This window comes from Kosakonia quasisacchari (assembly GCF_004331415.1).
Lineage (GTDB): Bacteria > Pseudomonadota > Gammaproteobacteria > Enterobacterales > Enterobacteriaceae > Kosakonia > Kosakonia quasisacchari.
On the sequence record NZ_SJOP01000092.1, the window covers coordinates 1 to 343 of the forward strand.

Below are 343 nucleotides of genomic sequence, written 5' to 3' on the forward strand. Positions count from 1 at the left end.
TTTTTCCGTGGAAACCAGGTGAATACGGTTGGCATACATGCCGCCGAGTGCGCCGGTATCCACCGCCACCACCGGTGGCGCGCCCTCGCCGGTGATAGCGGTCGCTTTCCCGTTCGCATCCACCCGGTTCGCCCCGGTGGTGACCGTTAAATCCTTCGCATGGATGGCGGCATTAACTTCAGTGGCGCGGGAAATCAGTGACAGCGCGTCGCTGCCGCTGGCATTCAGCCCCTGACCTTCGACGGTGATGGTGCCTTTGGTCACCTCGAGTGCCGAGAGGTTGCCCGCCGCGTCAAACTGCGGTTTACCGGTGGTCAGCGTCGCATTCGGCGTGTTGATAAAA

Annotated in this window: 1 protein-coding gene; it reads right to left on the reverse strand. The window is 61.5% G+C overall.

Annotated elements, in window-relative coordinates:
• On the reverse strand, positions 1-343 hold a 343-nt coding region (locus tag E0L21_RS24835), incomplete at both ends, for a two-partner secretion domain-containing protein (RefSeq protein ID WP_456237426.1).